This window comes from Aeromicrobium sp. HA (assembly GCF_027171405.1).
Taxonomy (GTDB): domain Bacteria; phylum Actinomycetota; class Actinomycetes; order Propionibacteriales; family Nocardioidaceae; genus Aeromicrobium; species Aeromicrobium tamlense.
Genome location: NZ_CP114372.1, coordinates 2463476 through 2487916 on the forward strand (window position 1 = coordinate 2463476; position 24441 = coordinate 2487916).

General features: G+C 71.9%; 26 protein-coding genes. 10 read left to right on the top strand and 16 right to left on the bottom strand.

All coding sequences use genetic code 11. The features are described from left to right. Positions 1-29 precede the first annotated feature (29 nt). Positions 30-1739, bottom strand: a complete 1710-nt coding sequence (locus tag O3S82_RS12125; RefSeq protein ID WP_269303112.1) for an Ig-like domain repeat protein — start codon at positions 1737-1739, stop codon at positions 30-32. Positions 1740-1935: 196 nt separating this feature from the next. On the opposite strand from O3S82_RS12125, the gene O3S82_RS12130 reads away from it, so the two are divergent. From O3S82_RS12130 to O3S82_RS12150, 5 genes are read left to right on the top strand one after another with little or no spacing between them, the layout of a single operon-like run. Next, positions 1936-2661, top strand: a complete 726-nt coding sequence (locus O3S82_RS12130) for a response regulator transcription factor (protein WP_179423552.1) — start codon at positions 1936-1938, stop codon at positions 2659-2661. Continuing rightward, positions 2661-4127 carry a sensor histidine kinase gene (locus O3S82_RS12135; RefSeq protein WP_269303115.1) on the top strand — a complete coding sequence of 489 codons (1467 nt, stop codon included), beginning with the start codon at positions 2661-2663 and terminating at the stop codon, positions 4125-4127. The genes O3S82_RS12130 and O3S82_RS12135 overlap by 1 nt, the downstream gene beginning before the upstream one ends. Continuing rightward, complete coding sequence (locus O3S82_RS12140; protein ID WP_179423548.1) at positions 4085-4831, top strand: PspA/IM30 family protein; 747 nt, start codon at positions 4085-4087, stop codon at positions 4829-4831. Before O3S82_RS12135 ends, O3S82_RS12140 begins: the two co-directional genes overlap by 43 nt. Beyond that, the gene (locus O3S82_RS12145) at positions 4828-5310 is read left to right on the top strand and encodes a DUF2505 domain-containing protein (RefSeq protein ID WP_179423546.1); all 483 of its coding nucleotides are present in this window, start codon (positions 4828-4830) and stop codon (positions 5308-5310) included. The genes O3S82_RS12140 and O3S82_RS12145 overlap by 4 nt, the downstream gene beginning before the upstream one ends. A 16-nt stretch (positions 5311-5326) precedes the next feature. Then, complete coding sequence (locus tag O3S82_RS12150) at positions 5327-5914, top strand: DJ-1/PfpI family protein (RefSeq protein ID WP_179423544.1); 588 nt, start codon at positions 5327-5329, stop codon at positions 5912-5914. 4 nt (positions 5915-5918) lie between these two features. Here O3S82_RS12150 and O3S82_RS12155 read toward each other — a convergent pair whose 3' ends face one another. Together O3S82_RS12155 and O3S82_RS12160 are read right to left on the bottom strand one after the other, a co-directional pair. Continuing rightward, positions 5919-6224 (bottom strand): hypothetical protein, encoded by a 306-nt coding sequence (locus tag O3S82_RS12155; RefSeq protein WP_269303116.1) that lies wholly within the window; start codon positions 6222-6224, stop codon positions 5919-5921. Further along, on the bottom strand, positions 6221-7627 hold the full coding sequence (locus tag O3S82_RS12160; RefSeq protein WP_269303117.1) for a wax ester/triacylglycerol synthase family O-acyltransferase: 1407 nt from the start codon (positions 7625-7627) through the stop codon (positions 6221-6223). The genes O3S82_RS12155 and O3S82_RS12160 overlap by 4 nt, the downstream gene beginning before the upstream one ends. A 136-nt stretch (positions 7628-7763) precedes the next feature. Here O3S82_RS12160 and O3S82_RS12165 point away from each other — a divergent pair, with 136 nt between their 5' ends. Beyond that, positions 7764-8492, top strand: coding sequence for a hypothetical protein (locus tag O3S82_RS12165; protein WP_269303119.1), 729 nt, complete (start codon positions 7764-7766; stop codon positions 8490-8492). Between the two features lie 11 nt (positions 8493-8503). Here O3S82_RS12165 and O3S82_RS12170 read toward each other — a convergent pair whose 3' ends face one another. Continuing rightward, positions 8504-9616, bottom strand: coding sequence for an AAA family ATPase (locus O3S82_RS12170; protein ID WP_269303120.1), 1113 nt, complete (start codon positions 9614-9616; stop codon positions 8504-8506). Beyond that, the gene (locus O3S82_RS12175; protein ID WP_269303123.1) at positions 9613-10245 is read right to left on the bottom strand and encodes a hypothetical protein; all 633 of its coding nucleotides are present in this window, start codon (positions 10243-10245) and stop codon (positions 9613-9615) included. Before O3S82_RS12175 ends, O3S82_RS12170 begins: the two co-directional genes overlap by 4 nt. A 102-nt stretch (positions 10246-10347) precedes the next feature. On the opposite strand from O3S82_RS12175, the gene O3S82_RS12180 reads away from it, so the two are divergent. Further along, on the top strand, positions 10348-10593 hold the full coding sequence (locus tag O3S82_RS12180; protein WP_223302971.1) for a helix-turn-helix domain-containing protein: 246 nt from the start codon (positions 10348-10350) through the stop codon (positions 10591-10593). Here the strand turns inward: O3S82_RS12180 and O3S82_RS12185 are convergent. Both O3S82_RS12185 and O3S82_RS12190 read right to left on the bottom strand, forming a co-directional pair. Next, positions 10550-11041: a hypothetical protein gene (locus tag O3S82_RS12185; protein WP_269303125.1), complete on the bottom strand. Its 492-nt coding sequence runs from the start codon at positions 11039-11041 to the stop codon at positions 10550-10552. The genes O3S82_RS12180 and O3S82_RS12185 overlap by 44 nt on opposite strands. Positions 11042-11099: 58 nt before the next feature. After that, entirely contained in the window at positions 11100-11522 is a 423-nt protein-coding gene (locus O3S82_RS12190; protein ID WP_269307060.1) for an Hsp20/alpha crystallin family protein, read from the bottom strand. Between the two features lie 105 nt (positions 11523-11627). On the opposite strand from O3S82_RS12190, the gene O3S82_RS12195 reads away from it, so the two are divergent. The 3 genes from O3S82_RS12195 to O3S82_RS12205 all read left to right on the top strand — a co-directional run bounded on the left by O3S82_RS12195 (position 11628) and on the right by O3S82_RS12205 (position 12978). Continuing rightward, positions 11628-11921 (top strand): MerR family transcriptional regulator, encoded by a 294-nt coding sequence (locus tag O3S82_RS12195; protein ID WP_179423528.1) that lies wholly within the window; start codon positions 11628-11630, stop codon positions 11919-11921. Between the two features lie 131 nt (positions 11922-12052). After that, positions 12053-12538 carry a LysM peptidoglycan-binding domain-containing protein gene (locus O3S82_RS12200; RefSeq protein WP_269303128.1) on the top strand — a complete coding sequence of 162 codons (486 nt, stop codon included), beginning with the start codon at positions 12053-12055 and terminating at the stop codon, positions 12536-12538. Further along, positions 12535-12978 (top strand): Rv3235 family protein, encoded by a 444-nt coding sequence (locus tag O3S82_RS12205; RefSeq protein ID WP_269303130.1) that lies wholly within the window; start codon positions 12535-12537, stop codon positions 12976-12978. The genes O3S82_RS12200 and O3S82_RS12205 overlap by 4 nt, the downstream gene beginning before the upstream one ends. Positions 12979-13014: 36 nt before the next feature. Here O3S82_RS12205 and secA read toward each other — a convergent pair whose 3' ends face one another. The 9 genes from secA to ahcY are packed head-to-tail and all read right to left on the bottom strand — an operon-like array spanning position 13015 to position 24407. Beyond that, the gene (gene secA, locus O3S82_RS12210; RefSeq protein WP_442864642.1) at positions 13015-15756 is read right to left on the bottom strand and encodes a preprotein translocase subunit SecA; all 2742 of its coding nucleotides are present in this window, start codon (positions 15754-15756) and stop codon (positions 13015-13017) included. Positions 15757-15765: 9 nt separating this feature from the next. Then, positions 15766-16980, bottom strand: coding sequence for a winged helix-turn-helix domain-containing protein (locus O3S82_RS12215; RefSeq protein WP_269303132.1), 1215 nt, complete (start codon positions 16978-16980; stop codon positions 15766-15768). Continuing rightward, positions 16977-17639, bottom strand: a complete 663-nt coding sequence (locus tag O3S82_RS12220) for a response regulator (RefSeq protein ID WP_231948952.1) — start codon at positions 17637-17639, stop codon at positions 16977-16979. Before O3S82_RS12220 ends, O3S82_RS12215 begins: the two co-directional genes overlap by 4 nt. A 28-nt stretch (positions 17640-17667) precedes the next feature. Then, the gene (gene hpf, locus O3S82_RS12225; protein WP_179423518.1) at positions 17668-18291 is read right to left on the bottom strand and encodes a ribosome hibernation-promoting factor, HPF/YfiA family; all 624 of its coding nucleotides are present in this window, start codon (positions 18289-18291) and stop codon (positions 17668-17670) included. Between the two features lie 41 nt (positions 18292-18332). Further along, positions 18333-19025, bottom strand: a complete 693-nt coding sequence (locus O3S82_RS12230) for a ComF family protein (RefSeq protein WP_269303137.1) — start codon at positions 19023-19025, stop codon at positions 18333-18335. A gap of 60 nt (positions 19026-19085) precedes the next feature. Continuing rightward, on the bottom strand, positions 19086-20735 hold the full coding sequence (locus tag O3S82_RS12235) for a GerMN domain-containing protein (RefSeq protein WP_269303139.1): 1650 nt from the start codon (positions 20733-20735) through the stop codon (positions 19086-19088). Next, complete coding sequence (mtrB, locus tag O3S82_RS12240; protein ID WP_269303141.1) at positions 20732-22261, bottom strand: MtrAB system histidine kinase MtrB; 1530 nt, start codon at positions 22259-22261, stop codon at positions 20732-20734. Before mtrB ends, O3S82_RS12235 begins: the two co-directional genes overlap by 4 nt. Next, the gene (gene mtrA, locus O3S82_RS12245; protein ID WP_179423510.1) at positions 22261-22962 is read right to left on the bottom strand and encodes an MtrAB system response regulator MtrA; all 702 of its coding nucleotides are present in this window, start codon (positions 22960-22962) and stop codon (positions 22261-22263) included. Before mtrA ends, mtrB begins: the two co-directional genes overlap by 1 nt. 2 nt (positions 22963-22964) lie before the next feature. Beyond that, the gene (gene ahcY, locus O3S82_RS12250; protein WP_179423508.1) at positions 22965-24407 is read right to left on the bottom strand and encodes an adenosylhomocysteinase; all 1443 of its coding nucleotides are present in this window, start codon (positions 24405-24407) and stop codon (positions 22965-22967) included. Positions 24408-24441 lie beyond the last annotated feature (34 nt).

The following is a 24441-nucleotide window of genomic DNA, read 5'->3' on the forward strand; positions in this document are numbered from 1 at the left end:
TACGTGCCCACGCACGGGCCCCGGGACGCCTACTTCGTGACGGTGAGGGTCCGCACCACGCTGGTGGACGGCTCCAGGAGGTCGGTGCCGCCGAAGGAGGCGCTGACGGCGTGCTTGCCCACCGCCAGCTTCGGCAGCGTGACGACGACCTTGCCCTTCGACGCGGCGGTCAGGGTGACCGTGGCGACCTGCTTGCCGCCGACCAGGACGGCGACCGCGCCGGACGTCTGCGGCACCGTGCGACCGGAGTGGACCGAGATGGTCAGCTTCGCCTGCGCGGTCGACTTGATCGTCGTGGCGGACAGCGAGGTGCCCGTGATCGAGCGCTCCTGGACCAGCAGCGGGAGCGTCCCCGTGGCCGAGGCGGTCTGGTAGGTCGAGCCGCGGTACTGCACCGAGATCGCGCGGGTGCCGGGCGCCAGGACCGGCAGCGCCACCGTGACGGTGCCGCGGGCCGCGGCCGAGAGCGGCGCGGAGGCGACCTTCGCGCCGTCGGCCAGCACCCAGACCTCGCCCGCAGCGGGCGCGACGCCGCGTGCCGTGCCGACCGTGGCGACCACCTGGGCGAGCTCGTTCGAGCGCACCGCGGCCTTCGCCAGCGAGGCGCGGACGGTGGTGGGTTCGACGACCGCGAACGCCTGGGCCCTGGCCTTCGAGCGGCGGACGGTCTTGGAGCCCCAGTAGGTCGCCCGGATCGTGTGACGGCCGGGCGCGAGAGCGGGCAGACGGACGGTGACCTTGCCCTTCTTCGCCTTCGTCAGCTTCGGCGAGGCGATCCGCTTGCCGTCGACGTACACCGAGACGGCGTTGGTCGTGGTGCGCCCGTCCGTGGGCGTGACCGTGACCGTGGCCGTCGGGCGCGTTCCGACCGTGAACTGCTTCGCCGGCAGGACGATCGCGGTCCTCGCGGAGACGACCTTCGCCGGCTTCGTCACGACCACCTTGATGGTGGGGCTGGTGGCCTTGCGGACCTGGGCGCTGCCGTCGAACACCGCCGAGATCCACTGCTTGCCGCGCTTCATCTTGGGCAGCGTGACGGCGACCGAGCCGCGGTGGCCGGCCTTGAGGGTCACGGTCTTGACCGTGACGCCGCCGCGACGGACGCGGACCGTGCCCTGCGGCACGACGCCCTTCGCCGCCGCGACCTTCACGGTCACCTTCGGCTTGGCCGAGGTGGTGACCTTCGCCGGTCCGGAGACGGTGACCTTCGAGGTGACCGCCGGGGCCGGCGCGGGGGTCGTCGGAGCGGGGGTCGGGTCGGACTCGGCCGGCGGCGGGGCCGCGACGTCCTTGAAGTGGATGAACCGCTCGGGGTACCAGGAGGCGCCCGTCAGCACCTTGTACCGGCGGTACGTCTTGGACGTGTAGCTGTCCTCGGACAGGATCAGGAAGCCGGAGCCGACCTGCTCGACGTAGGCCACGTGGCTGGCGGCCTTCGACCATTGCGCGATCGAGCCGACGGCGGGTCGGTTGTCCACGAGGTAGCCGAGCTTCTTGGCGTTGGTGTGCCAGTCGCGGGCGTTGCCCATGAGGATCTTCGGCTCGGGCACCCCGGCCTTCTTCATCCGCCAGGCGGCGTAGTTCGTGCAGTTGTGCCCGGCGTACATCCGCCAGTGCATCTGGTGCATCACGTCGGCGTAGCCGGAGAGGTCGCACGTGGCGACCTCGGACTTGGTCTTGCCGGTGCAGATCACGGTGAACGCCTGCGCCGAGGTCGTGGTGGCGGTGAGCCCTGCCATGACGAAAAGGCACACGAGTCCCACGAGTCCCAACCGGCGCATGGGCGACAGCCTAGACCACCGACACGCCGAAATGAACTTAAAGTTGAACTTTAGGGTTGAAGTGTGTTAATGACACCGCTGTGATTCCAGGGCGCACAGCGGCCTCACAGGATGGACTCAGCCGTTCCCGCGCCCATCGGTCCACACTGGACCCATGAGCGTCGCCCCTGCCCTCACCCGTGTCGACGGCACCCCGGTGCGCGTCCTCGTGGTCGACGACGAGCCCAACATCGCCGAGCTGCTCCAGATGGCGCTGCGCTACGAGGGCTTCGACGTCCGCATCGCCGGCACCGGCCGCAAGGCGGTCGCCGCGGCGCGCGAGTTCGCGCCCGACGCGATGATCCTCGACTGGATGCTGCCGGACTACGACGGTCTCGAGGTCCTGGCGAAGGTGCGCGCCTTCTCCCCCGACGTCCCCGTCATCTTCCTGACCGCCCGCGACTCCGTGGAGGACCGCGTCGCCGGCCTCACCGCGGGCGGCGACGACTACGTCACCAAGCCCTTCAGCCTCGAGGAGGTCGTGGCGCGGCTGCGCGGCCTGCTGCGACGTGCCGGCGGGCGCCAGCAGGTCGAGACCCCGACGCTCGTCGTCGGCGATCTCGAGCTCGACGAGGACGGCCGCGAGGTCTCGCGCGGCGGCACGCCGATCGAGCTGACCGCCACCGAGTTCGAGCTGCTGCGCTACCTCATGCGCAACGAGCGGCGGGTCGTGTCCAAGGCGCAGATCCTCGATCGGGTCTGGGACTACGACTTCGGCGGCAACGACAACATCGTCGAGCTCTACATCTCCTACCTGCGCAAGAAGATCGACGCCGGGCGCGAGCCGATGATCCACACGAAGCGCGGCGCCGGCTACGTCCTGAAGGCGCCGGCGTCCTGATGCGGCCGCAGACCCTGACGGGCCGGCTGATCGCCTCCTCCGTCGCCCTGGTGACGGTCGTCAGCATGCTGGTCGCCCTGACCGCCACGATCATCATGCGGTCGTCGCTCATGGAGCGCCTCGACCGCGACCTGCAGCGAGCGGTCGAGCGGGCCGAGCGCGTCGAGGGACCGGGTGCCGGATCGAGCGGGCTCGTCACGGACTGCGGCGACCTGCCGACCCTGCCCCCGGGACAGAACGCCGGCAGCGTCACGGCCGTGTTCGGCTCGGCCTGCCGCATCGGCGTGCGCATCACCGACCGTGGCCAGCTCAGCCAGCTGTCCGCCGGGGCGGTGGACGCGATGAGCGAGGCCGAGGTCGGCTCCGAGCCGCGCACCGTGGAGCTGCCCGATCTCGGGTCCTACCGGGTCGCGGCGACGACCAACGCCACGGGCGACCGTGTGGCCTTCGGCCTGCCCACCGACGACGTCGACGACACGATCCGCAGCCTCATCGGCTGGGAGGTGCTGCTGTCGCTGCTGGGCATCGGCGCCGCCGCGGTGGTGGCGCGCGAGATCGTCCGCCGCCAGCTGCGGCCGCTGCAGCAGGTCGCCGCCGTGGCGCACGAGGTCGCCGAGACGCCGTTGGCCAGCGGCGACGTCGCCTCCACCCCGCGAGTGCCCGAGGAGCTGACCGACCCCGTGAGCGAGGTGGGCCGCGTGGGCGCCGCCTTCAACCAGATGCTCGGCCACGTCGACGACGCGCTCCACGCGCGGCACGAGAGCGAGCAGCAGGTGCGCCAGTTCCTCGCCGACGCGTCGCACGAGCTGCGCACTCCCCTGACCACGATCCGCGGCTACGCCGAGCTCACCCGCCGCACCGACGCCGACCCGAAGGAGTCCCTCGCGCGAATCGAGTCCGAGGTCGGTCGCGTGACGGCGCTCGTCGAGGACATGCTGCTGCTCGCGCGGCTCGACTCCGGGCGCCCGCTCGAGCAGCGCGAGGTCGACCTGACCCACCTCGTCGTCGAGGCCGTGGCCGACGCCCGCGTCGTCGACCCGCGCCGCAAGTGGCGCCTGGAGGTGCCGTCCGAGCCGGTCTCGGTCGCGGGCGACGAGCTGCGCCTGCACCAGGCCGTGACGAACCTGCTGACGAACGCCACGCGTCACACCCCGGAGGGCACCACCGTGACCGTGCGCATCCTCACCGGCCCGACGCGCGTGCAGGTGCACGACGACGGCCCGGGCCTGTCCGAGGACCTCGTCCCCGTGGTCTGGGAGCGCTTCACGCGCGGCGACTCGTCGCGCACGCGCAGCGCCGGCGGAGCGGGCCTGGGCATGTCGCTCGTGCGCGCCATCATGCAGGCCCACGGCGGAGACGCCTCGGTGCAGAGCCGTCCCGGCGACACCACCTTCACGCTCACGTTCGCCACTATGCTCGACGCATGGCTCAGAAACAGTCCATCCTCGGACGCATCTCCCAGTTGACGAAGGCGAACATCAACGCGCTGCTCGACAAGGCGGAAGACCCGCAGAAGATGCTGGACCAGATGGTCCGCGACTACACGAACTCGATCGCCGAGGCCGAGCAGGCCGTCGCCCAGACGATCGGCAACCTGCGCCTCGCCGAGGCCGACCACGCCGAGGACGTCGCCGCCGCGAAGGAGTGGGGCGCCAAGGCGATCGCCGCGTCCAACAAGGCCGACCAGCTGCGAGCCGGCGGCCACGCGGGCGAGGCCGACCGCTTCGACCAGCTCGCCAAGCTCGCGCTGGGCAAGCAGATCACCGCCGAGAACGAGGCCAAGGCCGCCGCCCCGATGATCGCGCAGCAGAGCGAGGTCGTCGAGAAGCTCAAGACCGGCCTCGTCGGGATGCGCACCAAGCTGACCGAGCTCAACAGCAAGCGCGACGAGCTCGTCGCCCGCCACCGCTCGGCGGAGGCCCAGGCGCAGGTCAACGACGCGATCAAGTCGATCGACATCCTGGACCCCACGAGCGAGCTGAGCCGCTACGAGGACCGCGTCCGTCGCGTCGAGGCGCAGGTGCGCGGTCAGCAGGAGCTGACCTCCTCCAGCCTCGACGCCCAGTTCGCCGAGCTGGAGGCCGACGCCGGCCAGCTCGAGATCGAGGCCCGCCTGGCCGAGCTCAAGGGGCTCGGCCAGGGCACCCCCACCCCTGAGGAGAACGCGTGAAGCTTACCGAGCGGTACGAGTACCCCGCCAGCCCCGAGCAGGTCTTCGGGCTGGTCAGCGACCAGACCTTCCGCGAGCAGTCGTGCGAGCGCCAGGGCGCCCGCGACTACACGGTCACCGTGGAGGAGCAGGGCGGCAGGACGGTCGTCACGATCGTGCGCACGATGGAGTCGGACATGCCCGACTTCATCAAGAAGCTCACGGGCGACTCGGTCACCGTGACCCAGGTCGAGAAGTGGGGCCCGGCCGATGCCTCGGGCGGTCGCACCGCCGACGTCTCGGTGGACATCCACGGCCAGCCCGCGCGCATGACCGGCACGTCCACGATCGCCGGCACCGCCTCCTCCACCACGATGTCGCTCGACGGCGACGTCAAGGTCTCGCTCCCGCTCATCGGTCGCCGCATCGAGCCCGAGGTCGCCAAGGCGATCTCCGCCTCGCTGCGCGACGAGGTGGAGTTCGGCAAGACCCAGCTGTGACGTCGAGGACCCGCGCGTGAGGTACGGCATCCTCGCGTTCGACGACGTCGAGGTGCTCGACGCGTGCGGGCCCTTCGAGGTGTTCTCGGTGGCGGCCCGGCTGCTGGGCCGCGAGCCCGCCCCCACCGAGCTCACCGTCACGCTCGTCTCGGCCCACCCCGGGCGATCCTCCGTGGTCGCCCGTGGTGGGCTGGTCCTGGGCACCCACGCCTCGCTCGAGGACGCGCCCGACCTCGACCTGCTGCTCGTGCCCGGCGGCGTCACCGACGCGGTGGAGCGCGACGCCCGCGTGATCGAGTGGATCGCCGCCCGTGCGGCCACGCCCACGATCGCGTCGGTGTGCACCGGCGCCTTCCTGCTGGCCGAGGCCGGCATCCTCACCGACCAGCGCGTCACGACGCACTGGGAGGACCAAGCCGCTCTGGCCAGGCGGTTCCCGCGCCTCGACGTCGTCGACGGACCGCGCTGGATCCGGCAGGGCGAGGTCTACACCTCGGCGGGCATCTCCGCGGGCATCGACCTGGCGCTGCACCTGGTCGACCGGATCGAGGGCGGCCTGGGCGCCCGGGTGGCGCGGCAGATGGACTACGACTGGCGGGCGTGAGCCCTCAGCGTGTGGCCAGCAGCGCGATGACCTGCGCGAGCTCCTGCGGCGCGTACCAGGCCAGGTCGCCGCTGGCGTCGGCGTCGACGTGGAACGACTGCACGTCCCGCAGCACGATCTGGCCGTCCTCGTCGTCGAGCTCGGCGCACACCACGACCGGCCCCTGCTCGGCCGCGGTCAGCAACGCGTCGTACTCGTCCTCCTCGTCCTGCGAGGCGGCGGTGACGCGCTCGGGCGTGATCGGCCGGTCGTCGGCCAGCGCGCGCAGCAGCTCGGCGTCGGCGGCCGCGTAGACGCGGGTCCTGCTCATGTGGGCCTCTTCCGTCCGCGCGGTGCCCGCGCTCGCCTCGGACCGATCGTCTCGGTCAGCTCCTCCAGGGCCTCCAGGATGCACTGGCCCAGCACGTCGGCGTCGGGCACCGACTCGCGGTCGGTGACGATGCCGAAGAACACCCGGCCGTCGTAGGACGTGACGCCCACCGAGATCGCCCGGTGCCCCGTGAGTGGGATCGCCGGGAAGATCTCCTTGAGCTGCTGGCCCGCCATGTAGACCGGGTCCTGCGGACCGGGCACGTTGGTGATGACCAGGTGGTAGGGCCGGTTCGCCTCGTCGGCGGCCACCCGGGCGCCCACCGTGTGGAAGGTGGAGGTGGCGAAGCCGGGCAGGTTGGCCAGCTTGTTGGCCGCCACCGCCGAGCCGGTCTCGCGGTGTCCCTTGAGCGCGTAGGAGACCTGGTGCAGCCGCACGACCGCGTTGGACTCCCCCACCGGCAGCGTGAGCATGAGCCCGCGCACGAGAGGGCCGAGCGACGTCGGGTGGCCGCCCTCTGCCTGGCCGTCGCGGGTGACCGACATCGGCACCATGGCCCGGAAGCTGGTCTTGGCGGTGACGGGCTCGGCGCGGGTGAGCATCCAGCCGCGCAGGCCGCCCGCGATCGCCGCGAGGATGACGTCGTTGACCGTGCCGCCGTGCTCATCGCGGACCCGCCGGAACTCGCTGAAGGGGGCGCTGACCGAGGTGAAGCGCCGGTGTCGCGACAAGGTGGCGGTGAGCGGGCCGTGCGTGGCGGCGTCAGGTCCCAGCACCGGCAGGTGCGAGGCGACGCGCGACCACTGGTACTCGCCGTTCCACAGCAGCTCGGCCGGGTGGCTCAGCTGGGAGCGCACCGAGCCGGCCAGCAGCTCGACCGTGCCGGGCGTGGCGCGCGGGGTCCACTCGTCGTGCGGGATCGTACGGTCGCGCTGGGTCTCCTCGAGGAGGACCTGCGCGAGGTCGACCGTGTGCGAGCCGTCGACGAGCGCTTGGTGCGACTTGAACAGCAGCGCCATCTCGCCGCCCTGGAGCCCCTCGATGAGGTAGAGCTCCCACAGCGGGCGCTCGTGGTCGAGCCGTCGGGCGATGAGCCGTCCGACGAGCTCGTGCAGGGCGTCGCGTCCGCCGGGCCGCGGGAGCGCCGAGCGGCGCACGTGCAGCGACAGGTCGAAGTGCTCGTCGTCGGCCCACACCGGCATGCCGATGCCGCCGGGGATCCGCCGCGGCACCTGGCGGTAGCGCGGCACGAGGTCGATGCGGTCGTTGATGACCTGGATCAGGCGGTCGTAGTCGAGGGGCCGGTCGCCCGGCTCGAGGATCGCCAGCGAGGCGACCTGACGGGGCGTCTCGGGATGGTCCTGGTGCAGGAACATCGCGTCGAGAGGGCTCAGTCGTTGCATGCGATCCCCTGCTGTCCTCGCCTCGGTCCGGTCCGCCGGTAGCCCAGAAACTTACCACCCGACCCACCCGTCGAACGGGCAACGAAAAGGCTGCGAGTCGCTGACAGCCCGGCCCTCACCGTGCCATCCTCCCCGGATGGAGACACGCACCCGAACGTCGGCGCCGGCGGTGACCGCGGCGCGCCGTCTCGCCGCCGCCTCGTGGGTCGGCGCCGCGCTGGGGCTGCTGGTGGGCGGCATCGGCGGCCGGCTGTTCATGGCCCTGCTGGCGAGCCTGAACCCCGAGGACCACGGGACGATCACCGACGACGGCTTCCCCATGGGCGAGTTCACGACGTCGGGGACGTTCCAGCTGCTGATGACCGGCGCGGCCCTGGGCGTCCTGGGCGCCGGCATCTACCTCGCGCTGGGCTGGCTCGCGCTCGGTCCGCCGTGGTTCCGTCGACTCTCGGTCGCCGTGGGCGGCACCGTGATGGTCGGCGCGGCGCTCGTGCACGACGAGGGCGTGGACTTCACCCGGCTCGAGCCGACGTGGGCCGCCATCGCGCTGACCTTGGCGGTGCCGCTGGTGTTCTGCCTGCTCATGCCGCCGGCCGTGGACCGGGCCGTGCGCGACGGCTCGGCATGGCAGCGTGGCGGCTGGACGTGGCTCGCGCTGGTGCCGTGGGTGTTCCCGCTCTTCCCGGTGACGATCGTCCTGGTGGCGGGCTGGCTGCTGTGGCGCCGGGTGGGACGTCGGATGCCCGAGGTCGCGGCCTGGCTCCTCCGCAGCCTGCTCGTGGCGCTGTTCGCCACCGGTGCCTTCGTGCTGGGCTCGGAGATCGTGGGCGTCTACGACGCGATCGGCGAGGGCAGCCTCCTGTGACCTGAGCCGCGTCACCGCGCCGCCACCAGCTCGGACGCGAGCCGCTCGACGCGCGACACGTAGCCCGAGGTCGGCGCGACCTCGCGGAGTGGACGACCCGTCATCAGGGCAAGGTCGTGACCAGCGCCGTCCTGGGGCAGGAACGCCCACGGCGTGACGCCCGTGAGCTCGCGGACCGTCTGGGCGACCTCGCGCTCGGTCCAGCCCAGCGAGGCCCGGAATCCGTTCAGGACCAGCCGCGGCGGTCGCCTCCACGGACCCGCGTCGTCGAGCGCGCGGACGAGTCGTGCCAGGCCCACCGGATCGACCCGGCCGACCGCCATCACCTCGTCGGCGAGGTCGAGCACGCGTCGGGTGACCTGGTCGCGCGACGGCCCCTGACCCATCGCCGGCTCGACCCCGAAGCCGCAGTCGACGACCACCAGCTCGTGGTCGCGGCGCAGGTCGCGCAGCACGGCCTCGAGGGCGTCGGGCCGTAGGTGGTGCCACATGTCCGAGCGGGGCAGGCCGGTGAGCAGGTCCCAGTGCGGGGCGAGCCGCAGCAGGTGCGTCCCGGCCACGCCCGCCCGCCCACGATTGACGTCGCGGCAGGCGGCCATGATCCCGCTGACCTCGTCGAGGACCCCGAGCAGCTGGCCGAGTGACCCGCCGTAGACGTCGGCGTCCACCAGCGCGGTGGAGCGACCCGTCGCCGCTGCCGCCGCCGCGAGCGACACCGCGAGGGAGCTGCGGCCCGGTGCGCCGGTGGCGCCCCACACCGCCACGAGCAGGCCAGGCTCGCTCTCGCGCTCCGGCTCGGGGACCGGTGTGGCCGCCTGCGCCAGCGCCCCGAGCCGCGCCGACTGGTCGATCCCCAGGGGCGAGCCGTCGCCCTCGACGGCGGCCGGCCGGACGCCGAGCTGGAGCAGTCGCTGCACGACACCCGCGTCGAGGCCGGGACTGTCGACGGCGACGAGGGCCAGGTCGAGGCGGTGCGTTCCGGCCGTGGCCAGCAGGTCGGCGACGTCGACGCAGCGGCGGACCAGCACGAGTCGCGGGTCGGACTCGATCTCGGCGAGCGCCGCCGCCTCCCAGTGCGCCCCGCACGCCGCGACCGCGACGCGCAGGGACCCGGTCGCGCTCACGGGACCCGCACGACGGTGAGGTGACCGGTGCCCAGCGCGGCGACCACGTCGCCGCCTGGTCCGCCACGGCCCGTGTCGACGACGAGGGTGCGCGAGCCGGTGCCGTCGACCCCCGACAGCGAGACGACCGGGACGTCGACGAGGACGCGCCGCGTGGACCGGCTCGGGTCACCGCTCTCGCCGGGCCCCGCCCACACGTCGACCCGGTCGCCAGCGGCGAGGTCCGGCGGGGCGGTGCCCGCGGGCACCGCCATCGCCAGCTCGCGACCGCGGTCGACCGATGCCGTGACCGCGTCGCGCGTGACGAGCGTGCCGGGGCCGGCGTCGCGCGCCCACACGCCGCGCGGCACGCCGTCGCGGGCCGGCACGAGCGAGTCGGCCGCCGCCGCCTCCACCCGACCGGCCACGGGCGACAGCTGCGAGGGATCGACCGGGTCGCCGGCCCTCACCTCGGCGCGAACGAGCCAGTAGTCGGTGGAGTCCCGCGCGGTGGCGACGAGCCAGCCGCCGGCGACGGCGGAGGCCAGGACGAGGACCGCACCGAGCACGAGTCGCGGCTGGCGCCATCTGGAGATCGAGGTGCGCCGGGCGAGCGCGCGCCGGGACGTGTCACCCCCCGTGACATGCATGGGCCAGTCATACGGGGTCGCGACCCGCGGCTGCCACCGGTCGTCCACAGTCCGGGCGTGACGTGCGCCTCGTCGCCGGTGCTGCGTGTGAGAATGGGCGCCATGGCCCCCGAGCACCAGTTCCTCACGGCGAACGACGTCGCCGAGACCCTCAAGGTCGACGTGCGGGTCGTGTGGGGACTGCTGAAGTCGGGCGAGCTGCGCGGCTTCCAGGTGGGCGGACGCAAGATGTGGCGGATCGAGGCCAGTGCCCTCGAGGACTACATCGCCCGGCAGTACGAGCGCACCGCGCGAGAGACCTCGGTCAACGCGGCACGAGAGCCGCGATCCACGCCCACGGCAGACTGACCCGCCGCCCGGCGGCGGCCACCTGCACGAAGTCCGCGCCGACCTCCACGATGGGTCCCTCGACGGTCCGGCCGTCCCGCCGCACCACGCGCACGTCCACGCCCGCGTCGCGCACCGCACGGGCGACCTGGCGCCGCGTCCTCGAGACCGTCGGTGCCGCGGCAGCACGACCGTCGTGCCCGACCACGGCCGCGATCGCCTCGGGCAGCACGACGATGCGGGACGTCTCGTCCTGCACGAGCACCACATCGCCGACCCCGGTGACCCGTCCACCGATCTCGCCCAGGCCCACGACGTCGAGCCGGACGTCGGCACCCCCGAGCAGGTCGGTCCACGCCAGAGCGGCCCACTGCTCGTCGCGCAGGTCCTCCGCGAGGGCGTCGCGCTCGTCGGCGTGCTCGTCGATCGCCGCGCCCTCTAGGTCGGCGAAGAGTCGGTCCCAACGCATGAGGACACCGTAGGGCCTCGCATGGAGGCCCCACGGTGTCCTCGGGGGAAGGGGCGGGTCAGGCCTCGATCGCGGTGCTCTCGCTGGCGCCGCCGATCTGGATCTTGCGCGGCTTCGCCCGCTCCGCGACCGGGATGCTCAGGCGCAGCACGCCGGCGTCGTAGGCGGCCTCGATCCGCTCGAGATCGAGGTTGTCGCCCAGCACGAGCTGGCGGCTGAACGCGCCACGGGGGCGCTCGGAGGCGAGCATCTCCCAGTCGCCGTTGCGCGCGACGCGCTCGGCGCGGACCGTCAGCACGTTGCGCTCGACGTCGAGGTCGATGCTGTCCTTCGTCACGCCCGGGAGGTCGAACTCGACCACGAAGGTGTCGCCCTCGCGCCAGGCGTCCATCGGCATGATGGCCGGTCGGTTCGTCGTCCCGAAGAGCTGCTGGGTCAGGCGGTCGAAGTCACGGAACGGGTCGGTGGTGCGGATCATCATCGTCGTCTCCTCCTCGCTGGGTGGTGATGGGTTCATCCGTTAAAACCTATATTCGTCATTTCATATTCCTTGTCAAGTAGAGTTCAGTTCCAACGGAGGTGGAGCATGCGCGACGACGACGAGGCCGGGGTCTACGCGATCTCGGTGGCGGCCGAGATGGTCTCGATGCAGGTCCAGAACCTGCGCGTGTACGAGCGTCGCGGCCTGCTCGAGCCCACCCGGACGCCCGGCGGCACCCGCCGCTACAGCCGCACCGACCTGCGGCGCCTCGTACGCATCCGCGACCTGCTGGCCGAGGGGCTGAACCTCGCCGGCATCGAGCGCGTGCTCGCCCTCGAGGAGCAGCTGGCCCGGCTCCAGAGCGAGAACCGGCGGCTGCGCTCCCGCGCTTCGTCCTGACCTGATCTCCACAGGCCGTCAACGCACCCGTTGACGGCGGGGTCGGCATGCGCTTCGCTGGTCGCCATCACACGCCATCTGTCGTCAAATGCCTCCATCGGGCGTCAGTGGCTCATCGATCGGGGGATCGGATGCACGACCTGACGACCATGGGGCCGGAGGCTGCACTGCGCACCGTGCTCACCGCCCTGTTGCTGGCCTGGGCCGCCTGGTGGTGCGTCGGGCTGCTCGCGGCACTCGTCGACCGCAGGCTCGCGGCGCGACTCGCCCCTCCCCTGCTGCGCGCCCTGCTCGCCACCGGCGCCGTCATAGCGGTGCAGGCGCCGAGCCACGCCAGCACCAGCGACGTCGACGCGCTCCAAGGGCTGTCCCTGCCCGAGCGCCCGCCGACGGCTGCCCCGCAGCCGGAGCCGGCCCGAGCCCCCGCCGCGTCCGCACACGTCGTCGCACCCGGCGAGAGCCTGTGGTCCATCGTGCGCGAGCGCTCCCCCGTCGCCGACGACGCCGCCGTGAGCGACCGGGTCCGCGCCTGGCACCGCGCGAACCGCGCCGTCATCGGCCCCGACCCCGACCTGATCCATCCCGGACAACGCCTCGACCCGCCAGGAGCACGATGATCACCGCCACCGCCCTCGCCACCGACCCGTTCGCACCGCGCCAGGTGCCGCTGCCCTTCACCTCCTCGGCACCGCTCCTGCCGGTGCCGGTGGAGCGCGGAGACGCCAGCGAGCTGCGCCACCGGTGCGCCCGCTTCACGCAGGCGCTGGCCGAGGTGATCACCGGTGTTCGGCCCGTGCGCCAGCTCGGGCCGTGGCTCAGCCGCGACGTGTACGAGCAGCTGCACCGCTACGTGACCGACCGGTTCGTCTCCGGCGGCCCGCGCCACAGCCCACGGGTCGTGTCGGTGCACATCGCCATGGTCGACGTCGGTGCCGCCGAGATCGCGGCCCGGATGGTGCACCGAGGCCGCTCGCACGCCCTTGCCGTCCGCCTGCAGCGCGGTCGCGACCCTCAGGGGCGCGCGACCTGGCGCTGCACGGCAGCCGAGTGGGCTTAACGAGCAGAGTGGGCGTGACGAGCGGCCTCGGTCAGGTCAGCGGTTCTTCTTGCGGGACTGACGCTGGGCCTTGGCCTTGCGGCGCGCGGCCTCCTTGGCCTTGCTCTGGCGCGCCTGCTCGTTCGGGTCGAGCTCCTCGTCCTCGTCGACGACCGACTCCTCCACCGCGATGGCCGAGCCGTCCTCCGACGGGGCGGAGTACGACAGCTGCTTGGGCGTGCTGTCCGCCTCGAGGCCCTTCGCGTGGATGTGCGGCGCCTCGCCGTCCTCGCCGTCCTCCTCGACCTCGATCTCGACGTTGAGGTTGAACAGGTAGCCGACCGACTCCTCGGAGATGCCCTCCATCATCGCGTTGAACAGGTCGTAGCCCTCGCGCTGGTACTCGACCAGCGGGTCGCGCTGGCTGTACGCACGCAGGCCGATGCCCTCGCGGAGGTAGTCCATCTCGTAGAGGTGCTCGCGCCACTTGCGGTCGAGCACGCTCAGCACGACGCGGCGCTCGAGCTCGCGGGCGACCTCGTCGCCCAGCTCGGCCTCGCGCTTGTCGTAGGCCGCCAGCGCGTCCTCGACGATCTGCGTGCGCAGCGTGGGGCCGTCCAGGCGCTCCTGACCGCCGGCCTCCTCGACGAGCTGCTCGTGATCGAGCGAGATCGGGTAGAGGGTGCGCAGGGCGGTCCAGAGCTTGTCGAGCTCCCACGCCGTCGGGTAGCCCTCGGTGGCCGCGGTGACGTAGGCGCCGGTGACGTCCTCGATCATCTGGCGCACGCGCGGCTCGAGGTCCTCGCCCTCGAGCACCCGGCGGCGCTGGGCGTAGACGACCTCGCGCTGGGCACTCATGACGTCGTCGTACTTGAGGATGTTCTTGCGGGTCTCGAAGTTCTGCGCCTCGACCAGGCCCTGGGCCGACGCGATCGACTTGGTGACGCGCTTGTTCTCGATCGGCACGTCGTCGGGGATCTTCATCGTCTGCAGGATCCAGTTGACCCACTCGCCCTTGAACAGGCGCATGAGGTCGTCCTCGAGCGACAGGTAGAACCGGGTGCTGCCCGGGTCGCCCTGACGGCCGGAGCGGCCACGCAGCTGGTTGTCGATGCGGCGCGACTCATGGCGCTCGGTGCCGATGACGGCCAGGCCGCCGGCGGCGACGACCTCGTCCTTCTCGGCCGCGACCTGCTTCTCGATGCGCTCGAGCGCCTCGGGCCAGGCGGCGTCGTACTCCTCCGGGGTCTCGACCGGGTCGAGGCCCTTGCTGCGCAGCTCGGCGTCGGCGAGGAACTCGACGCTGCCGCCGAGCATGATGTCGGTGCCGCGGCCGGCCATGTTGGTGGCGACGGTGACGGCGCCCTTGTGACCGGCGCGGGCGACGATCGCGGCCTCACGGTCGTGGTGCTTCGCGTTCAGCACCTCGTGGGCGATGCCCTGCTTCTTCAGCTGCTTGCTGAGGCGCTCGGACTTGGCGACGCTCGTGGTGCCGATCAGCACCGGCTGGCCCTTGGCGTGACGCGCGGCGATGTCGTCGACGACGGCGTTGAACTTGGCGTCCTCGGTGCGGTAGACGAGGTCGGGCAGGTCGTCGCGCTGGATCGGCTTGTTGGTACGGATCGGGACGACGCCGAGCTTGTAGATCTTGTCGAACTCGGCGGCCTCGGTCATCGCGGTGCCGGTCATGCCCGAGAGCGTGCTGTAGAGGCGGAAGTAGTTCTGCAGCGTGATCGTGGCCAGGGTCTGGTACTCCTCGCGGATCCGGACGCCCTCCTTCGCCTCGATCGCCTGGTGCAGGCCCTCGTTGTAGCGGCGACCCTCGAGCAGGCGGCCGGTGTGCTCGTCGACGATCAGGACCTCGCCGTCGATGACGACGTAGTCCTTGTCCCGCTTGAACAGCTCCTTGGCCTTGACGGCGTTGTTGAGGAAGCCGATGAGCGGCGTGTTGACCGCGTCGTAGAGGTTCGCGATGCCGAGCTGGTCCTCGACGACGTCGATGGCCTTCTCGGTGACGGCGACGGTGCGCTTCTTCTCGTCGACCTCGTAGTGCTCGTCGATGCGCATGGCGCCGACCATGCGGGCGAACTCGCCGTACCACTTGACCTCGTCCTCGGTGGGGCCCGAGATGATCAGCGGCGTGCGGGCCTCGTCGATGAGGATCGAGTCGACCTCGTCCACGATCGCGAAGTTGTGGCCGCGCTGGACGCACTCGTCGAGCGAGTCGGCCATGTTGTCGCGCAGGTAGTCGAAGCCGAACTCGTTGTTGGTGCCGTAGGTGATGTCGCAGGCGTAGGCCTCGCGGCGCTGCGCGGGGGTCTGGCCGGCGACGACGACGCCGACGGTGAGACCCAGGAAGTGGTGGACGCGGCCCATCATCTCGGACTGGTACTTCGCCAGGTAGTCGTTGACCGTGACGACGTGGACACCCTTCTCCGACAGCGCGTTCAGGTAGGACGGCAGGGTGGCGACGAGGGTCTTGCCCTCACCGGTCTTCATCTCGGCGATGTTGCCCAGGTGCAGGGCGGCGCCACCGAGGATCTGGACGTCGAAGTGCCGCTGGCCGAGCACGCGAGTGGCCGCCTCGCGGACGGTGGCGAAGGCCTCGGGCAGCAGGTCGTCGAGGGACTCGCCGCCCCCGAGGCGCTCCTTGAACTCGTCGGTCATGGCGCGCAGCTCGGCGTCGCTCATGGCGGAGAACTCGTCGCTCAGGGCGTTGACCTGGTCGGCGATGCGGTCGAGGCGCTTGAGGATCTTGCCCTCGCCGGCCCGCAGGATACTGTCGATGATCTTCGGCACCCGAACATCCTAGTGCGGGGTGGCACACTCCGTCGCCAGCCTGCGGGCCAGATCACCACGATCTCCCACCTCGACCCCGTCGAGGCCGAGCCAGCCCGCCATCCGGTGCAGCTCGCGGGCGAGCTCGGCGGCGGTGGAGGCGGGTGCTTCGGGCTCGGCGAAGGCCCCCGGGACGAGCAGCCGGCCGCGCGCCCGGTCGGCCTTGAGGTCGACCCGCGCCACGAGCCGGTCGCCCAGGAGGAAGGGCAGCACGTAGTAGCCGTGCACGCGCTTCGGGGCCGGGACGTAGATCTCGATCCGGTAGCGGAAGCCGAAGAGGTGCTCGGTGCGCGTGCGCTCGAACACGAGCGGGTCGAAGGGGCTCAGCAGCGTCCGCGCGTCCACGCGGCGCGGCCGGGTGGCCTCGGCGTGCAGGAACGCCGGGCGCTTCCAGCCGTCGATCGTGACCGGCTCGAGCGTCCCGTCCGCGACCAGCGTCTGGACCGCCTGCGCGGTCGGCTCGGGCGCGAGACGGAAGTAGTCGCGCAGGCACTGCACCGTGGCGACGCCGAGCGCGCGGGACGCGTGCCCGACAAACGTCAGGTAGGCCTCCTCGTCGGAGGGCTCGGGCATCGCCATCACGCGGGCCGGCAGCACGCGCTCGGGCAGGTCGTACTCGCGCTCGAACGCCGCGTTGCGCCGAGCGGCCGACACCCGGCCGACGAAGAACAGGTACTCCAGCGCCTGCTTGGTCTGCGACCAGTTCCAGCCCCAGTGCGTGCGGTCGCGCTCCTGCGCGCCCAGCCGGGCCTCGAGCTCGCGCGCCGTGATCGGCCCCCACCGTGCCACGGCGGCCTCGACCTCGTCGATGAGCGCGGGGTTCTCCGCGGCGGTCCGGGCCATCGCGCCCCACATGCCGCGACCCGAGCGCATCTTGTGGCTCATCGCGGGCCACAGGTCGACGTCGACGAGCGCGGCCTCGTGCGCCCAGTACTCGAACAGCAGCCGCGGGGCGCGGCCCGCGGCGCGGTGCAGCAGGTCGGTGTCGTAGGGCCCGAGCCGCGAGTACAGGGGCAGGTAGTGCGCCCGCTGCAGCACGTTCACCGAGTCGAGCTGGAAGAACCCGAGCCGCCGGGCGACGCGCGCCACGTGCTCACGCCGCACCTCGGCGGGCGCGGGTCGCGTGAACCCCTGGGCCGCCAGCGCGATGCGCCGGGCCTGCAGCGCCGAGAGGCGCGTGGTCACAGGACGTCGTCGATGAGCTTGCTGCGGACGGCGTACATGGCCGCCTCCATCCGCGACTTCATCTGGAGCTTCTCCAGGATGTTGCGGATGTGGTTCTTCACCGTGTTCTCGCTGATGAACAGCTCGCCGGCGATGTCGCGGTTGCTCTTGCCGTGGGCGACCAGGCGCAGCACCTGCAGCTCTCGGGCGGTCAGGCTGGTGGCCGGGGCCGGCCCCTTGGCCATGTGCACGAACTCGTCGAGCAGCTTGGTGGCCATGCTGGGGCTGATCAGGGACTGCCCCGCCGCGACCAGCTTGACCGCCTCGGCGACCTGGTCGTAGGTGGAGCCGTCCTTGAGCAGGTAGCCCGCGGCGCCGGCCTTGATCGACTCGTAGAGGTCGGCCTCGTCGTCGCTCGCGGTCAGCATGATGATGCCGGTCGTGGGCGCGGTCTCCTTGATCGCGCCGCAGATCTCGACGCCGCTGCGCCCCGGCATGCGGACGTCGAGCAGGACGACGTCGAACGGCTCCTCCGCGATGCGCTCCAGCGCGGCGTCGCCGTCGTCGACGTCCTCGATCTCGAACCCGCCGTCGGCACCCAGGACCATCGTCACGCCCCTGCGGAAGAGCTCCTGGTCGTCGACCAGCAGCACCCGGATGGCGTCGGCGTTCGTAGTCACGGCACGATCATGCCACGTTCGAGGCGATTCACCCCTCGACCGACAAGCGGATCACGCCGTAGTCGTACCCCTTGCGGCGGTAGACCACGCTCGGCTTCATCGAGTCCTTCTCCACGAAGAGGAAGAAGTCGTGGCCCACGAGCTCCATCTCGTAGAGCGCCTGGTCCAGGGTCATGGCCGGCGAGGTGTGGTCCTTCTCGCGCACGACGAGCGGGCCGTCGCCCTGCACCTCGAGCGTCGCGACCTGGCGCACGTGGGGCTCTCCGGAGTCCTCGTCGGGCGATCCGGCCAGCCGCAGGTCGGCGGTGGCCTCCTCGATCGACGCCGGCGCGTGCTTGTCGCGGTGGCGGATCTGGCGCTCGCCCATCTTGCGCAGGCGCTTCTCCAGCTTGTCGACGGCGGCGTCGAGGGCGGAGTGCTGGTCGGTCGAGTTGGCCTCGACGCGGACGACGGGGCCCCGCGAGCGGAGCGTCATCTCGACCCGCGCGGCCTTGTCGTGCTGGCGCGGGTTCTTCTCGTGGGTCACCTCGACCTCGACGCGGTTGATGCGCTGACGACCGTCGAACTTCTCGATGCGCTGGAGCTTCTCGGTGACGTGGGAGCGGAACCGCTCCGAGATCTCACTGTTGCGTCCGGTGACCACGATTTCCATGTCCGTCTCCTTCTCCAGTCCCGAGGTTTCGAGCTTCTGGCTCACCTCGACCGTAGCCCGTCCACGGGGTGACCCGCCACCGCTGGACCGCCCTGCTCGGCGACCACGAGAGCTGCCGCGCCGAGCACCTCGACATCGCCCCGGGACGCCAGGGCGCGGACCGCCTCGCGCACCGTGGAGCCGGTCGTGACGATGTCATCCACGACCACCACGGGGCCGGTCGGGAGCGCCGTCGCGCGCATGCTCCGGGCCAGGTTGAGGGCGCGCTCCTCGCGTCCCAGCGCGTGCTGGTCGGCGGTCTGGCGCACGAGCCGCAGGCACCGCCGGGCCGAGCCGTGCAGCCCGATCCCCGTCAGGTCGCGGGCCGCCGCGACGGCCAGGTCGGCCACGAGGTCGCGCCCTCGCTCGCGGCGTGAGCGCCGGGTCGACGGCACCGGCACGAGCGTGACCGCCTCGGCGTCGCCCACGAGCGTCAGCACGGCGGCGGCGAGGTGGTGGGCCAGGAGCGGGTCGAGGCCCGAGGCGGCGCGGAGCTTCCAGGCCAGCACGGCATCGCGGCGCGGTCCCGCGTGGACGCCCGCGGCGACCACCTCGAGGTCACCGGCAGCGACGTGGACGGGCTCGGGCGGCAGGCTCGCGGCGCACCGGCGGCAGACGCGTCCTCCGGGCGCCTCGCACAGCGGACAGCACGCCCCGAGCACGAGGTCGGCCGCCGCCTGCCACCACCGGTCCATCGAGCCAGTGTGGGCGCGCCGGGGCGCGGTCACCAGCGCCCGGACACGGCCTGTGGATCGTCAGGCGATGCCGCGGGCGGCGGGCAGGTCCAGCTGCACCCACCGCGTGCGGTCGAGCACCCAGACGCCGCCCTCGGTGTCCAGCAGGTAGAGGTCGGACCGAGCGGCCGGGGTCGCGACGAGGGCGACCGGGTCGATGCCGGGCAGCAGCTGCCCTCCCCCGGGCCAGGCGTCCACGGCGCCCGTGCCGTCGATGCGCACCGAGCGGACCTGCGTGCCCCGCGGCCCGAGGTGCGCGACGCGCGTGCCGTCGACCCAGGCGACCTCGCGGGCGGCGGCCTGCGTGGGCAGCTGCTCCGGCTCGGTCAGACCGACCACGCGGCCCTCGCGCCGCTGCACCCCGCCGAGCAGCAGACGCCCGCCCGACGTGGCCGCGTAGCGCGCTCCGTCGGGCGAGATCGCGAAGGACGAGAGGACCGCGAGGCCGGGGCTCGGGACGAGCGTCAGGGACTCGCCGTCGTGCACGCGGACGCGCGCCCGACCGTCCTGGCGGTCGACGAGCCAGCCCATCGAGTCGATGTCGACCGCGGGGCGCACGAAGCGGTCGCCCGTGAGGTCGAGCGGCCGCCCGCCCCGGGCGGTGGTGACGCGGGCGCGATCGGTCCAGACGCCGACCGCCAGCTCCTCGCCGACGGCCACGGCCGTGGCTCCGCCGTCGGTGCGGCCCCACGCGCCCGGCACCGGCTGCTGCGCCCGCGGGCCGACCTGGTGGACGATGTCGCCCGCCGTCACGTGCACCCATCGCCGCGACTTGTCGGGGCCGTACGAGGCCCAGCCACGGGCGTCCTGCACGAGGTCGCCGGTGGGCGCGACGACCGTGCCGTCGCCGGTGATCTGGACGTCCGTGACCACCGGGACCTGCCGCAGCGTCCACGCGACCTGGGCCGAGAGACGCTTCTGCGTCGAGGTGGAGAGGTCGCCGACCCGCCGGGCGAAGTCGACCTGCGCCACTCCGCCGACGACCGGCACCGAGGCCCGCAGCTCGCCCTCGGGCGGGACGGCGGTGGTGAGTCCCGGAGGTTCGGGTGGCGGACCGAGCGCGAGGCTGGTCATGAGCGAGGTCGCGAGCTGGTCGCCGACGACCTCGTGGACCGGCACGGGCACCAGGTGACGGCCCGACGCGTCGAGGAAGAACAGGTCGAAGGCGCGCACGTAGTCCTCGAACCAGTCCCGGCTGACGAGCACGCCGTCGGGCGGGTTCGCGATGCGCCACTGCCCGTCGATCCGCTCGAGCGCGAACCGCAGCCGCTCGGTGCCCTCGGCGGGCGTCAGGGAGCCCTGCTCGTCGAGGCGCACCTCGGTGCCGAGCTCGACCCGGGTGGACCCGACCGACGCGGAGAACGCCTCGACGGAGGAGTAGACGGTGGTGCTGGCGCCCGGACGCCAGCGCTGGGCGGCGGTGGGCGTGAGGTACTCCGCGGCGACGCGGTGCGTGACCGGGTAGGCCAGCATCGCGTCGAGGAAGCCGCGCACGACCTGCGTCTCGGTCATGCCCGGGATCGGCCCCGACGGCGTGTACCGGACCGTGCTCTCGCCGAGACCGACCTCGTCCTCCACGCGCTCGACCGGACCCGACGTGGGGATGCCGGCGCACCCCGTCAGCACGGCGACGGCGAGGGCGAGCACGAGGCCCACGGAGCGGCGCGTCATGCGTACACCGACTTCGTGACGGGCGACCACACGCGCTCCCCCGCCTCGCGCGGGAGCGTCAGGATGAACTCGGTGCCCTCGCCCTTGCGCGACCAGACCTCGAGGGTCCCGCCGTGCAGCGCGGCGTCCTCGCGCGCGATCGCCAGTCCGAGTCCCGTGCCACCCTGCGAGCGGGCCGGATCGCCCCGCCAGAACCGGTCGAAGACGCGGCGCACCTCCTCGGTGTCCATGCCCACGCCGTGATCGCGCACCGCGAGCGAGACACGGTCCGGGGCCTGCGACACGACGACCTCGACCCGCTGGGACCGGCTGTACCGGGCGGCGTTGACGATGAGGTTGCGCACCATGCGGTCGACGCGGCGGATGTCGGCGTCGACGATCGCCGGCACGGCGACCCCGAGGGCGCGCCCCTTGATCCCGGCGCGGGTCAGCGCCTCGTCGGCGGCGGCCGCCCGGGCCACGGCGGTGAGGTCGACGGGGTCGAGCTCGAGCGTGGCCGCACCGGCGTCGAATCGGCTGAGGTCGAGCAGGTCCGACAGCAGCGCCTCGAAGCGGCCGACCTCGGTGTGCAGCAGCTCGGCCGCCCGGGCGGTCTGCGGGTCGAACGTCGGGCGCGCCTCGTAGAGCACCTGACCGGCCATCTGCACGGTGGTGAGCGGGGTGCGCAGCTCGTGCGAGACGTCGGAGACGAAGCGCTGCTGGAGGCGCGAGAGGTTCTCCAGCCGGCGGATCTGGCTCTGCAGGCTCTCGGCCATCTGGTTGAACGAGGTGCTCAATCGGGCGATGTCGTCCTCGCCCTTGACGTGCATGCGCTGCTCGAGGTTGCCGGCGGCGAAGCGCTCGGCGATGCGGCGGGCCAGACGCACCGGTTCGACCACCTGGCGCGCGACGAGGAACGACACGAGCGTGACCATCACCAGCAGCACGCCCGCGCCGGCGAGCAGCGCCGTCCGCACGAGGTCGAGCGTCTCCTGCTGGTCGGCCATCGAGAAGACGTAGTAGAGCGCGTACTGGTCGTTGGAGCCCGGCGCCGTGACGCGCCCTCCCACGGTGACCACCGGGACGTCGTCGCCCGCGCCGAAGGGCGAGAGCTCGGAGAAGGTCCAGAAGGTGCCCTGGTCGGAGCCGACGCGCTCCGCGAGCGAGGACGGCACCTCGTCGATGCCGACGCTGCCCGAGGCCCGCACGGGGGCGTCGCCGCCCTCGGCCAGCGGGCCCTGCAGGACGAGCTCGTAGGCCCGGTTCTCCCCGCGCGTGGCGGCGAGGGAGTCGACCAGCTGGGTCAGCGCCGGCGACTGGCGGGCGGGCTCGCTGTCGACCGCCGCGTCGAGCTGGGACTGCGCCTGCTCGAGTCCCGCGCGCGCCTCCGCGATGGCCGCGTCGCGCCGGTTGTCGGCCAGGCCGCCGGCGACGTCACGCAGCAGCGCCCAGCCGACGATCATGATGACCGCCGTGCTCAGCAGCAGGGTGTTGATGACGACTCGCGTGCGCAGCGAACGGCGCCACAGCCCGACGAGTCGGCCCATCAGTGCGACGCCGGCTCGATGGCCTGGTAGCCGACGCCCCGGACCGTGCGGATGACGCTCGGGTTCTCGGCGTCGTCCTCGATCTTCTGGCGCAGCCGGGTCATGTGGACGTTCACCAGCTTGGTGTCACCCGGATGGTGGTAGCCCCACACCTTCTGCAGCAGTGCCTCACGGCTGAAGACCTGCTCGGGCGCGGAGATCAGGCACGCCAGCAGGTCGAACTCCAGCGGGGTCAGCGACACGGGCCGGCCGTCGCGCGTGACCGTGTGCGCCTGGGGATCGAGCACGATGCCGCCGAACTCGATCCGCGCGCCGAGCGGGTCGCTGCGGCGCAGCCGCGCGCGGATGCGGGCGATCAGCTCGCTGTTGCGGAACGGCTTGGTGATGTAGTCGTCGGCGCCGACGCCGAGCCCCTCGACGATGTCGCGGGTGTCGCCCTTGGCGGTGAGCATGACGATCGGGACGCCCGAGAGCTCCCGGATCTGGCGGCACACCTCCATGCCGTCCAGTCCCGGGAGCATCCGGTCGAGCAGGACCACGTCGGGCTTGAAGGCCTCGAAGGCCTCCATCACGCCGTCACCGGTGCGACACACCGAGGTCCGGAAGCCCTCGCCCTCGAGGACGATCGTGAGCATCTCCGCCAACGACGCGTCGTCGTCGACGACGAGCACCCGATCGTTCTTGGGGCGACGTTGCGACATGCTCAGTAGCGGTAGTGGTCCGACTTGTACGGACCGGCCACGTCGACGCCCAGGTACTCGGCCTGGGCCTTCGACAGCTCGGTGAGCTCGACGCCGAGGGCGTCCAGGTGCAGCCGGGCGACCTCCTCGTCGAGGTGCTTGGGCAGCACGTGAACGCCCAGCTCGTACTGGTCGGCCTTGCTGAACAACTCGATCTGCGCGAGGACCTGGTTCGTGAAGGAGTTCGACATCACGAACGACGGGTGGCCGGTGGCGTTGCCCAGGTTGAGCAGGCGGCCCTCGGACAGCACGATGATCTTCTTGCCGTCGGGGAAGATCCACTGGTGGACCTGGGGCTTGATCTCGTCCTTGACGATGCCGGGGACCTTGGCCAGGCCGGCCATGTCGATCTCGTTGTCGAAGTGGCCGATGTTGCCGACGATCGCCTGGTGCTTCATCTTCTCGAAGTGCTCGACGCGGATGATGTCGAAGTTGCCCGTCGTGGTGACGAAGATGTCGGCGATCTCGACGACCGACTCGAGGCGCTTGACCTCGTAGCCGTCCATCGCGGCCTGCAGCGCGCAGATCGGGTCGATCTCGGTGACGATGACGCGGGCGCCCTGGCCGCGCAGGGACTCGGCCGAGCCCTTGCCCACGTCGCCGTAGCCGCACACGACCGCGACCTTGCCGCCGATCATGACGTCGGTGGCGCGGTTGATGCCGTCGATCAGCGAGTGGCGGCAGCCGTACTTGTTGTCGAACTTGCTCTTGGTGACCGAGTCGTTGACGTTGATCGCCGGGAAGAGCAGCGTGCCCTCGCGGAAGCGCTCGTAGAGGCGCAGGACGCCGGTGGTGGTCTCCTCCGAGACGCCCTTGATGTCCTTCGCGATGGTGGTCCAGTACTGCGGCTTGGTCTCCAGCGAGCGGGCCAGGACGCGCAGCACCTCCTTGAACTCCTCGTTGTCGGTGGAGTCCTGCGGCGGGACGGCGCCGGCCTTCTCGTACTCCACGCCCAGGTGCAGCAGCATCGTGATGTCGCCGCCGTCGTCGAGCAGGACGTTCGGTCCGCACTCCGCACCCTGCTCATCAGTGAAGGCGAAGACCTTCTCGGCCTCGTCCCAGTACTCGGCGAGGGTCTCGCCCTTCCACGCGAAGACCGGCGTGCCGGCCGGCGCGTCGACGGTGCCGTTCGGGCCGACGACGACCGCGGCGGCGGCGTGGTCCTGGGTGGAGAAGATGTTGCAGGTGGCCCAGCGGACGTCGGCGCCGAGCGCGGTGAGGGTCTCGATCAGGACCGCGGTCTGCACCGTCATGTGCAGCGAGCCGGCGATGCGGGCGCCCGACAGCGGCTTGGTGTCGCCGTAGCGCTCGCGCATGGCCATGAGGCCCGGCATCTCATGCTCGGCGAGCTCGATCTCCTTGCGGCCGAACTCGGCGAGGGACAGGTCCTTGACGCGATAATCCATACCCACCAGCGTACCGGCGAGTACCGAGCCCCAA